General features: G+C 52.3%; 7 protein-coding genes. All 7 read left to right on the top strand.

Annotated elements, in window-relative coordinates; genetic code table 11:
• The coding region (locus WC959_12505) for a hypothetical protein (protein ID MFA5689940.1) at nt 1-698 on the top strand (698 nt) is incomplete at its 5' end.
• Nucleotides 699-760: 62 nt separating this feature from the next.
• Nucleotides 761-1597 carry a hypothetical protein gene (locus tag WC959_12500; GenBank protein MFA5689939.1) on the top strand — a complete coding sequence of 279 codons (837 nt, stop codon included), beginning with the start codon at nt 761-763 and terminating at the stop codon, nt 1595-1597.
• Nucleotides 1598-1760: 163 nt separating this feature from the next.
• Entirely contained in the window at nt 1761-4934 is a 3174-nt protein-coding gene (locus WC959_12495; protein ID MFA5689938.1) for a right-handed parallel beta-helix repeat-containing protein, read from the top strand.
• A gap of 80 nt (nt 4935-5014) precedes the next feature.
• The gene (locus tag WC959_12490) at nt 5015-7357 is read left to right on the top strand and encodes a right-handed parallel beta-helix repeat-containing protein (protein MFA5689937.1); all 2343 of its coding nucleotides are present in this window, start codon (nt 5015-5017) and stop codon (nt 7355-7357) included.
• A gap of 55 nt (nt 7358-7412) precedes the next feature.
• Nucleotides 7413-9362, top strand: coding sequence for a hypothetical protein (locus WC959_12485; protein MFA5689936.1), 1950 nt, complete (start codon nt 7413-7415; stop codon nt 9360-9362).
• Nucleotides 9363-9472: 110 nt separating this feature from the next.
• Nucleotides 9473-10174: a rhamnogalacturonan acetylesterase gene (locus WC959_12480; GenBank protein ID MFA5689935.1), complete on the top strand. Its 702-nt coding sequence runs from the start codon at nt 9473-9475 to the stop codon at nt 10172-10174.
• Nucleotides 10175-10347: 173 nt separating this feature from the next.
• The gene (locus tag WC959_12475) at nt 10348-10971 is read left to right on the top strand and encodes a carbohydrate-binding family 9-like protein (protein MFA5689934.1); all 624 of its coding nucleotides are present in this window, start codon (nt 10348-10350) and stop codon (nt 10969-10971) included.
• The last annotated feature ends 1271 nt before the right edge of the window (nt 10972-12242 follow it).

Below are 12242 nucleotides of genomic sequence, written 5' to 3'. Positions count from 1 at the left end.
CCGTAACCCAAACAAATGGTAACGCGACAATCGGTTCGAATCATGTGCTTTTGAATGGCAACGCCGTATGGTATCTGCAAGGCGGCCTGCTGAGCAGCGGGAGCGGTGACATTAGCATCGGATATACCGACGACCCAATCAGCAATGCAACCGTCAATATAAGCGGCGGAACATTGAATGCCGGCAGGAATCTCACTGTACAATACCAATCTCTTCTAGAGCAAACCGGAGGAAATATAACTGCCGGCAGCATGAAAATTTACTCCGGCAGCAAAGTAAATGTCGGGGGCGGAACAGCAACAATAACGACCGCCTTAACAATCAGCGGTAGTAGCAGTACTGATACTGCTGACAGCTCACGGCTGACACTTTCCGGCGGATCCTGGACGATTAACGGAACTCTTGAATTTGCGACGAATTTAAGGGGTTCCGGCGTATTTTTTGATCTTGGGAACGGATCGCTTACTGCTAATAATCTGACATTCAATACTGGATATATTGATTTTGCCACCATTTCTGAAGGCACTCTAACAATCACCAGCTTTACCGATGCTTCTGATTTTACTGATCTTATCAGCGAAGGAAAAATCAGGATTAATGGCGCCGTCGTGAGCACATCCGACTTTAAGATCGAGGGGAACACGCTGAAGCTGGCAAAAGAGCCGCCTAAAGTTAAACTCATTCTTATGTCGAACTGAACCGTTTTAGAAAAAAGAAAATACAATTCACTGTCGAAACCGGAAAGAAGGAGAAACACACGATGAAAAAAACAGTATATTTGATAACACTGGCGGCAGCTGTCGCGATTTTTGCAGATACGAGAGTAAAATTGTCGGGCGGTCAGCTGATCCGTGCCTGGGATAATGATCTGCCGTCGGAATCCAATCCCGGTGTAATTGATATTAAAGGTACCTGGCAGGTTCCCGGCAGTTTTGACGGCTGGGTGGGAACACAGAAATCCGGCGTCATTGCCGGCGCGTTAAAATCGATTACGTTTAGAAATGGTGCCAAATGGCGCCTGGAAGGCGGGCAGATTCTCTGCCGGGACGGTTCAACCGGCAAAGCGCATGTACGCGTCGGCGACTCCGACAGCGCGGGCGAATTAATTATGACTGGTGGCGAAATTATTGCTGATACCTATTTTGATGTCGGTTTTAATTCACTTTTCCGGCAAAGCGGCGGATCAGTAACGGGCGTTGCCGGCTGCCGGTTTTCCCACGGCGGGAAAATATTTATTGAAGGCGGTATCGGAACATTCAGTCGAATGGCACTGGCCAGCCCGGACACACAGGTTGAATTTTCCGGCGGCACATGGAAAGCATCCAAACCGCTTGAATTCGCCGGGTCAACCACGCCGAATACAGTGATCCGCTTCGCCGAAGGTAACGGCTCTCTCTCCGTCGGAGGAATTGAAATGGCGGGATCCGGCTGCATTGACTTTGTCACCGGTTCCAAAGGAACATTCGCAGTTAAGGGGTATAAAGAGGCCGATTTTGAAAAACTGTGGGATAGAGGAAAACTTAAATTCAACGGATCAAGCCGGGGTGCGTTTTCCGATATTTTTGCAGTGGAAAAAGACACGCTTTCTCTGAAATAAAAATACGAAAAGGGAATAGGCATTAGGCACGAGGCATCAGGAAACGAAGAAAAACAAAACCACAGAGAACACAGAGATTTAGAGAATTTGGCTTTCGTGATCTCTATGGTTGAAAAATTCCTGGTGAGGAATCGGAAGTACAAAAAATGATAAGAGGATCTAAATGAGCATTACCGCGTTTCTGTTGATCGCCGGCGGAATGCTGTCGGCGGAGCTGAAGACTGTTCCGACGTTTGAAAACTGCAGTCTGTACTGGAGCGGCAGCACTCTGCCGGATACTCATACCGTACAGATTTGCGAGGCAAATTCAACGCTATGGATTGATGCACTGCCGCTAACGGTTACTCCGGACTATCCTGAATGGCGCGGATCTGTGTTCGATTTAAAAGAAGATACATCATATTCTGTACGCATCATGGACGGCACAAAGACCCTTGCTGTACAATCGTTCAGAACATGGACATCTGCACCGCCGATTGCAAAACACTACACTCTCAACGATCTTTCGCCGGACGGCAGACCGGTTGTGTTTACTGAACAGGGATCAGCTGACGGCTGGATTTATATTTCCGGAACGCCGGACTGCCGCTTACTGGACGGCGGGGAGAATGCGGATGAAGCACTGCTGTTTACGAATGCTGCATATGTTATTTTTGAAAACATTACAGTGCGTGGCGGCATCAAATACGGCATTACAGTGCAGGAAAGTGAAAATATCCGGATTCTGAACTGTGATATTGCAGGATTCGGGCGCGTCGGCGAACAAAGGCTCCGTTATGGCGGCACCGGACAATATTATGACAACAATTCAATAATTAATGATGCCGGCATAAATATTGATGACAGCGAAAATGTGGTCGTGGAACGCTGCTTCATTCACTCTCCACGCGGCACTTCAAATCCCTGGCGCTTTGCTCATCCAACCGGTCCGAACGCAGTTTTTGTAAAATCGCGCGGCGGCACCGTGCTTCGTTACAATGATTTTCCCGGCAGCAGTCTGCACCGCTGGAACGATGTTATTCAGGGCTATTCTAACTATAACCACGGATTTTTACGCAACGGCGACCTCTACGGCAATCTGCTGGTGTTTGCAAACGATGATGCCGTTGAACTGGACGGACTGCAGATGAACATCCGCGCCTATGGCAACCGGATCGAAGAAACCTACTGTGGCGTCAGTATCGGCCCCTGTATTGCCGGACCATCTTATGTGTTCCGCAATCTGATTGCGAATCTAGGCGACGAAGACGGTTTTTCAAATGCCTCGTTTAAAGCCGGCTCAGCAGTGTACGGCTACGGCCGGGTGTTTTATTTGAACAATACGGTGGCAGCAAAATATAAAATCGGTTCGACGATCGGCACTATGCCTGACGATGCGCCGGAGCAGATCGCCAAAGTTCCGGGCTACGCAAAAATGAATACGCGCAACAATGTACTGTCCAGCCGGCAGTTTCCGATCACGCAGTCATGGATCGATCATCCTGCCAATGTCGATTATGATCTGTTGTATTCAACCAATTCGAATACGCTTGAAGCAGTAAAAAGAACATATATGGCTGCCGGACAGTGTGCGCATGCCATATTCAGCGCGCCGGAATTTGCTGATACCGCCGGCGCTGATTATGCCCTCGCCGCCGGCAGTCCCGGCGCCGGCAAAGCCATTGCCATCCCGGGAATTTCCGGCGCCGGAAATGATGTCGGTGCATTTGCCAACGACACAATATTTGAACAGATTCCGATCCGTCCGCTGCCGGTGGCGCTGGACAAAGGCCGGATTTTACTGGGCGAATCTCCGGTCGCTGTAACCGCCGTAACCGCTCCGGATGCGGATGCGGCGCAGTTGAACTTTACCATCCGCAAACCGGCAGACTGCGACTGGTTCAGCGTTACGCCGGGATCCGGCGCGCTGGTTCCCGGTCAGGAACAGATCTTTACGGTACTGTTGAATACAGATGCTTTGCCGAAAAGCCGGCGCGGTGCCGGAACATTCTTAGTCCGTTTTGCCAGCGGACTGTCGCGGCCGGTGCTGGTGTTTACAGAAGATCTTCCGCCGCCGGCAGTCGTTCAACTGCCGGAAAACTGCTGGAGCCGGCTGATCGAAGCGGAGCACATTGCCACTCCAGGCACGGACCCTGAATTTTCAGGCAGTGCATCGGGCGGCGGATATGCCGTGGTGAAAAAGAACAGCGATCCGTTTACGGTAACGTTTACCATTCCTGCCGACGGCGATTATCAGGTGTGCCTGCGGTTAAAAACACTGGCGCCACCCGGAGAAAGCATCACGGCAAAACTCACCTGGAACGGTGAACCGGTGGTGCTTGATACCAAACTGCGGGCGGATGAAGGCTGGACGTGGAGCGGCGTCAGAGCGCCCAACCAATCCAAAAACCAGCATTATGGCGTGTTTCGCATGACAAAAGGAACGCACACATTTTCGTTTGTGCCGGACAGTAATATCGCCGTGGACGCGGTTTTAATTACCGACTCGATGCTCGGCAACTGGGCGCCGGAAACAACATATACCTATTATAACGGAAGTACGGCGACGGCAGGACTGGGGATGCCGGACAACTGGGGCGCCGGACTGCCGTCGGACGATAACGATATTACCGGCATAATTACAAACAATGTAAACATGCCGCTCTCATCGACAATATTTTCCGGCTGGAAAGCGATTCAAACCGCCGGAACAATTTCACGCGGCGGGTTGATCATGTTTCATGACGGCGCTCATTGGACGCTTCAGGGCGGCACAATTACAAGCGGACAGCATATTGCCATCGGATATTCCAATACGGCGGGAACTGTTGTGATGACCGGCGGCACACTGACCGCAAATACAAATTTTCTGATACAGGCCGGCGGTTTTGTATCGCAGAGCGGAGGCACACTGACGTTCGGCGGTCAGGCACAAATCGGAAGTTCGGCCAACGGCGCCGGCACTGTGAATATTTTTGCCGGAACCGGCACATTTAATACTGCCGGAATCGCCGCAAACGGTCTGGCGATTGCCGGCGCCGGCTCGCGGCTAACGTTTTTCGGCGGCAATTGGACTGTTGCCGGAAATTTAAATTTCGGGAACTCACTGGGAACCAATGCCGGACTTTGCTTTGACGCCGGTGATGGATCGCTGACGGTGGACTCTCTTTCGTTTAACGGCGGATATATTAATTTTATGACCGGCTCTGAGGGACGTCTGACCGTTACCGGTTTTTCTGGCGCGGCTGACTTCGAGGCATGGTGGGACGCCGGCAGAATCCGGCGGAACGGCTCCGCTGCCGGAGATTTTTCGTCACTGTTTCAGGTAATTGACGGAAAAACACTGCTGATTCGATGAAACACCGGAAAGGATGTTTCTCGGCATGCACTATATAACTAATGAACACAAAAACCTGCGAATGGAGAAAGAATATTTAGATGAAAATTATAATGTTTGTATTACTGGCCGGCGGAGCGCTGGCAGCGGAATTGAAAACAATTCCAACGTTTGAAAACTGCAGTTTATACTGGGATGGCGACACTCTGCCGCAAAACCATGCGGTACAGATCAGCGAAGCAGAGTCTGAAATCTGGATTGATGCTCTGCCGCTGACAGTTACGCCTGACTACCCCGAATGGCGGGGTTCGGTGTTCGGGTTAAAAGAAGATACGCCCTATTCCGTACGCATCATGGACGGCACAAAAACCATTGCCGCGCAGTCATTCAGAACATGGACATCCGCACCGCCGGTTGCAAAGCGCTATACCCTTAAAGAGCTTTCGCCGGACGGATATGAAATTGTTTTTTCAGAACGGGGCACGCCCGACGGCTGGATTCACATTTCCGGCACACCGGAATTTAATCTGATCGACGGCGCGCAAGAAAGTGAGGAGACGCTGCTGTTTAAAAATGCTGCGTATGTCATTCTGGAAAACGTCACTGTGCGCGGCGGTATTAAGCACGGCATCACGGTGCGTGAGAGCGAAAATATCCGTATTCTGAATTGCGATATCGCCGGATTCGCCCGCGTCGGCGAACAAAGACTGCGGTATGGCGGCAGCGGAATGTATTATGACGGCAACTCAGTGATTAATCAGGAGGCCGGCGTAAATATTGACGACAGTGAAAATGTGGTTGTGGAACGCTGCTTTATTCACTCACCGCGCAGCACTGCAAATTCGTGGCGGTTTGCGCATCCGACCGGCCCGAACGCTGTACTTGTTAAATCACGCGGCGGCACCGTATTGCGCTATAACGATTTCCCCGGTAGCGATCTCCGTCGCTGGAACGACGTCGTTGAAGGGTTTCGCAACTATACACACGGCTTTTTGCGCGACGGCGATGCCTACGGCAATCTGCTGGTGTTTTCAAATGACGACGCCATTGAGCTGGAAGGCTTGGAAATGAATATACGCGCCTATGGCAACCGGATTGAAGAAACGTTTTGCGGTATCAGCATCGGCCCCTGTATCGCCGGCCCGTCCTATGTATTCCGCAATCTGATTGCCAACCTTGGCGATGACGAGGGTTTTTCCAGCGGTGCGTTGAAAACCGGCTCTGCTGTATACGGTTACGGTCAGGTATTTTATTTAAATAATACCGTAGCAGTAAAATATAAGATCGGCACGCCGATCGGCGCGATGCCGGCCGATGCACAGGAACAGATTGCTAAAGTTCCGGGGTATGCAAAAATGATCATGAGCAATAACGTCTTTGTCTCGTGCGATACGCCGATTGCGCGCTCATGGGTCGTTCATCCTGCTACGGCTGATTATAATCTGCTGTATTCAGAAAAACCGGAAGCAATGGACATCGTACGGGAAACGTATACAGCCGCCGGACAGCATGCACATGCCATCTACAGCGCGCCGGAATTTATTGATGCCGCCGGCGCCAATTACGCCCTTGCCGCCGGCAGTCCCGGCGCCGGTAAAGCCATTGCTGTTCCCGGAATTTCCGGCGCCGGAAATGATCTCGGCGCATTTTCCAGCAGCACCATATTTGAACAGATTCCGATCCGACCGCTGCCGGTGGCACTGGACAAAGGCCGGATTTTACTGGGCGACTCTCCGGTCACTGTAACCGCCGTAACCGCTCCGGATGCGGATGCAGCGCAGCTGAACTTTACCATCCGCAAACCGGCGGGTTGCGACTGGTTCAGCGTTACACCGGAATCCGGCACACTGGTTCCCGGACTGGAACAGATCTTTACAGTGCAGTTGAATGCAGAGGCCCTGCCGGAAAACCGGCGAGGCGCAGGAACCTTTTTAGTCCGTTTCGCCAACGGACTGTCGCGTCCGGTACTGGTATTTACAAAAGATCTGACACCGTCACCGGATGTTCAACTGCCGGAAGGCAGCTGGAGTGAATTGATTGAAGCGGAACATATTGCCGCGCCCGGCCGGGATCCGGAATTTTCTAGCGGCGCGTCCGGCGGTGCCTACGCACTGATGACCACTTCCGGCGTACCGTTTACTGTGCGGTTTAAAATTCCCGCTGATGGTGACTATCAGGTGTGCCTGCGGTTAAAAACGCTGGTGCCACCCGGAGAAAATATCATGGCAAAATTCACTTGGAACGGAGAACAGGTGCTTGATGCCAGACTGCGGGTGGATGAACGCTGGACATGGAGCGGCATCAGAGCACCCAACCAGCCGAAAAACCTGGTGTACGGCGTATTCCGTATGAAAAAAGGAATGCATACATTTTCGTTTGTGCCGAGCAGCGATATAGCCGTGGACGCAGTTTTGATTACCGACTCGCTGCAGCCTGTCCGCTGAAAGAGAGTTTAGCTGCCGGGATGTTCAATTCTGAAATTTTATAAGGCGATAATAAATGAATATGCAATGGATTGACTGGACGATTGTCTGGAGTTTGATCGGGATCGTCATTTTAACCGGCCTTTTTACGAAACGTTATGTGCACGGCGTCGCGGATTACCTTTCCGCCAACCGGTGTGCCGGCCGTTATCTGCTGACGGTCGCACAGGGTATGGCCGGACTGAGCGCTGTTTCGTTCGTTGCGGTGTATGAAAAATTTTATCAGGCCGGATTTCCAGCCTACTGGTGGGAACGGATCATTATGCCCATCTCCCTGATCATCGCCGTAACCGGATTTATTTCCTATCGTTTCCGGGAAACGCGCGCGCTGACGATGGCACAGTTTTTTGAAATGCGCTACAGCCGCAGCTTCCGTGTTTTTTCAGGTATTATCTGCTGGTTTTCCGGTATTATGAATTACGGTGTTTTCCCCGGCGTAACTGCCCGCCTGCTGATTCACCTGTGCGGACTGCCGGAGCGATTCATGCTGTTGGGAATAAGCGTACCGACGTTTTTGGCGGTGATGGTTTTTATTGTCGGCATTGCGCTCTATCTGACGCTGACCGGCGGGCAGATCGCGCTGCTTTTAACGGATTTCATCCAAGGGCAGTTTGCACTGGTCGTGCTGCTCGTCATCACAATCTTTCTGCTGATGACCTTTGAATGGTCGACCATTATCGAGGCGCTTGAATCCGTTCCAGCCGGTAACTCCATGCTGAATCCGTATGATCAATCGGAGATAAAGGATTTCTCACTGCAGTTTTTCGTCATGCTCGGACTGCTGAATTTTTACTCCTTTATGGCGTGGCAGGGTTCACAGGGATATTATTCATCCGCCCGCACTCCGCATGAAGCAAAAATGGCCGGAATTCTCGGCATGTGGCGGACAGTAATCACCGGATTCGGGTTGCTGCTCGCTCCGATTGTTGCCTTTGCAGTTTTCCACCACGCCGCCTTTGCCGGCGACGCCGCTGTGATTCAGACATCCATCGATGCCATCTCTGATCCGCAGGTGCAGATACAAATGCGCACCCCGCTGATGCTGGCACACTTCCTGCCGGTGGGCATGATTGGACTGCTGGTGGCACTGGTCATCTCGGCTGCGGTTTCCACAGACGACACCTACCTGCACTCGTGGGGCAGCATTTTTGTGCAGGATGTTCTGCTGCCGTTTAAAAAGGAGAAACTGACGGCATCGCAGCATCTTAAATGGCTGCGCCTCTCGGTGGTTGGAACAGCGGTATTCGCCATCCTGTTCAGCACATTCTTCCCGCTGAACGATTATCTTCTCATGTATTTCCAGCTCACCGGCGCTATCTTCATGGGTGGCGCCGGCTCTGTGATTATCGGCGGACTCTATTGGAAACGCGGCACAACCGCCGGTGCCTGGACGGCCATGATCACCGGATTTGTGCTGGCATTCACCAGCGTTATGCTGCGCACCTGGTGGACGAATATTCCGGGGCTCGCCGCGCTGGCGCCGGAATTTCCGTTGAACGGTATGCAGGCAGCGTTCGCCACGGCGCTCTGCTGTATCGTCGCATACGTCATCGTCTCCTTCATCACATTCAAGCAGCCGCACAATATGGATAAACTGCTGCATCGCGGTGACTATGCAATTGTCGACGACCAGGTCGCACTGCATGCCCGCCCCTCCTTAATCTGGCGGCTCATCGGCATCAGCAAAGAATACAGTTTGGCGGATAAAATCATTGCGTCAGGAACAACCGGATACACACTGCTGTGGTGCGTCCTGCTGGTGGCGGGAACCTCGCTGAATGTCTCGATGAGACTCACAGACAGCGAATGGGCAGCCTTCTGGTATATTGTAACCATAACACTGACAGTAACCGGCGTACTGGTTGTCGCCTGGTTCATCATCGGCGGATTCCGCGATATCGTAATCATGTTCCGCCTGCTGAAAGCGGGCCGGGAAAACGCAGCGGACGACGGTACCGTGAGCTGATCATTGACGATTGATGATTGCAGATTGAAGAATTTTTATCTGCGTAAATCTGCGGATATAATTTTTTGATGTATTAGTGGTTTGAACATTGGAATTTGCGAAAGGAAAATATGATGAATAGTCTGTTAAGCATCCTTTTTGCATTCATATGCACTGTAAACGCAACTGCGGAAGTTAAGGTACTGGTGGCCGGCGATTCAACGGTTTCGAACAACGGACCCGAATCCGCCAAATACGGCTGGGGCGATTTTATCGGCGTCCACTTTAAAGACGGCATCAATGTGATAAACCTCGCCAAAAGCGGGCGGAGCTCCAAATCGTTTATCACTGAAGGCCGCTGGGACGATCTGATCGGCCGCGTGGAACCCGGCGATGTGGTTTTTATTCAGTTCGGACATAACGACCAGAAAATCCTGGTCGGTTCCGAAATCGGCACGCATCCCGGCGGCGAATACAAAGACAACCTGCGCCGGTTTGCGGACGAAGTCGCCGCCAAACAAGGCCGGACAGTTTTTGTCACGCCGCCGCGCCGCCTGACCTATAAAAGCAATGAACCGACTGTACTGCGTACCGACCTTCAGGTGTACTGCGATGCCATGAAAGAGGTTGCGGTCGAAAAAAATGTCCCGGTCGTTGATCTTTATGCACTGACCGGCGTCGTACTGCACGAGCTGGGCGAAGAAAAAGCCTGGGAATTTTTTGACACCGGCGACCGTTCTCATTTTTCCAAAACCGGCGCAGCATGGGTGGCTGAATTAATCATGAGCACCGTGCGCGCGGAACATATGCTGCCGGCGGAACTGCTAAACTAAAACAGGAATTATTGTAAATGAATCGCGGTGCGGCAAAGGCGGCCACGGCAGTCCGGCGGAATCCGGTTGCCGGCAGCACAGGAATATACCTGTGCTGCGCGTTATCTCTGGCCGCTGCGCTCCTGTTTGCCGCCGGATGCAGAAAAAATGCCCCGTTCAACAGAGGTCATCCAATGAAACCATCAATCATTAAAATCCCCCGCAATCATTCCGGCGCTGAATCTTCTGAATGTCTGCCTCTTTTACAGCACTGGCAGCCGGAACCCGACCCCGCCTTACAGCCGGCATCCGTTCGTCTTTCATGGACGGAACAGACCCTGCTGATTCACGCCGAATTGTACGACGACGAAATATTCTCCGCCGTCTCCGGAGACAACCAGGCCACCTGGCGCCTGGGCGATGTATTTGAAATATTCCTGAAACCGGAAAACCAGGCCGGTTTTTTTGAAATGCACGTCACCCCCAACAAATACCGGCTGCACCTCCACCTTCCGGGCCCCTATTGCAAACCTTCGCCGGAAGCCGATCCGCTGCCATGGGAAGAGCTGACGGTGACACCGTGCGGATTTCGCAGCAAAGTCACCTGCCTGCCGGACAGATGGCTGGTTGATGTCGAAATTCCGGCGGACGCGCTGCAGCTGGAAAAGTTTTGTGAAAACGATCAATTGCAGGCCAATTTCTGCCGCTACGACTATTCTAAAAACAAACCGCCGGTACTCTCTTCGGTGGCGCCGCTTCAAGCAGCTGATTTCCACCGGACCAATGACTGGTGCACTATCCGGCTGGCGGATTTTTAACGCCGGATAGGTAGGGCGCGCAGTCCCTTGCGCGCCAAAAAAAGCGGCCAGTCCCTGGCCGCCGAAAAAATAACGGCGCGCAAGGGACTGCGCGCCCTACCGCCCTGCCGTCCACCGCGCGAACCTTTCCCGCTTCCGATTCTTTTTCTTGGCGGCTCTGAATGCAGGATTTTCCCGCGCAAAACCGCTAAGCAAAAGAGGCAGGAATGGCGCCGGAAAATACAGGTGGCGCAGACATTCCTGTCTGCGATTTAAATCCGGGCAGAGCGGAATAACATAGCGGCGGATTTTTAACGCCGGATAGGTAGGGCGCGCAGTCCCTTGCGCGCCAAAAAAAGCGGTCAGTCCCTGGCCGCCGAAAAAATAACGGCGCGCAAGGGACTGCGCGCCCTACCGCCCTGCCGTCCACCGCGCGAACCTTTCCCGCTTCCGATTCTTTTTTTTCTTGGCGGCTCTGAATGCAGGATTTTCCCGCGCAAAACCGCTAAACAAAAGAGGCAGGAACGGCGCCGGAAAATACAGGTGGCGCAGACATTCCTGTCTGCGATTTAAATCCGGACAGAGCGGAATAACATAGCGGCGGATTTTTAACGCCGGATAGGTAGGGCGCGCAGTCCCTTGCGCGCCAAAAAAAGCGGTCAGTCCCTGGCCGCCAAAAAAAGCGGCCAGCCCCCGGCCGCCGAAAAAATAACGGCGCGCAAGGGACTGCGCGCCCTACCGCCCTGCCGCCCTGCCGTTTTTTTATCTGCGGTATCTGCGTCTATCTGCAGACACAATTCCTCCCGGCGTCCCGGCGGTTAAAAATCCGTGTCTAAAAAAGTGTAGCATTTATGACCAGTTTTTACTGTTGGCCTTTTCTCGCTGTAACTCATAATTGCATCGTATTTCAAACAAAGTTGCGGTCAATCGAAAATGGAAATATGAAAATTGAAAACTAAAGAAGAGGCTGGCTCAGGGAGTTTTTTGACATTGAGATTCCAGGCGGCCTGACGGTTAAAACTGGAAATCGTCAATGCGCAACCCGAAGATTTGCAATGTTAAGTCTTTCCGGTGAGGTGCCGGAAAAAGGAGAAAGTGCAAACAGAAAGGAGTACAAGGATGAGGAAAATTATCACAGGATTCATTGCGGGAGCGCTAGTTACAACAGGAGTGTTCGCGGATGTCGTCTTCACGGGCGGCTATATTCACGACCCAGCCAGCTGGGAAGGCGGATTGCCAACCGGCGGCACAATGGGATGGATTGGAGTCAACGCGACGATACAGAGCGCTTC

The organism is Kiritimatiellales bacterium, assembly GCA_041656295.1.
Classification (GTDB): Bacteria; Verrucomicrobiota; Kiritimatiellia; order Kiritimatiellales; family Tichowtungiaceae; genus Tichowtungia.
The sequence above is the reverse complement of the archived record's forward strand: the minus strand, read 5'-3'. Positions and strand labels throughout refer to the sequence as shown.